The 273-nt window shown below is 52.0% G+C and carries 1 rRNA gene (only partly in view); it reads right to left on the bottom strand.

Annotation, left to right across the window (positions count from 1 at the left end):
* Window positions 1-273, bottom strand: a 23S ribosomal RNA gene (locus H7J93_RS00005) (its annotated part continues 927 nt past the right edge of the window); the annotation flags it as partial.

Below are 273 nucleotides of genomic sequence, written 5' to 3' on the forward strand. Positions count from 1 at the left end.
CGTTACTTTTTAGGAGGCAACCGCCCCAGTTAAACTACCCGCCAGGCACTGTCCCTGAACCGGATAAACGGTTCGAGGTTAGAGGCCCAATACGATCAGAGTGGTATTTCAACAACGACTCCACCCACACTGGCGTGTGAGTTTCACAGTCTCCCACCTATCCTACACAAACCGTATCGAGCACCAATACCAAGTTGTAGTGAAGGTCCCGGGGTCTTTTCGTCCTGCCGCGCGTAACGAGCATCTTTACTCGTAATGCAATTTCGCCGAGTC

The organism is Mycobacterium barrassiae (genome assembly GCF_025822765.1).
GTDB classification, from domain to species: Bacteria; Actinomycetota; Actinomycetes; order Mycobacteriales; family Mycobacteriaceae; genus Mycobacterium; species Mycobacterium barrassiae.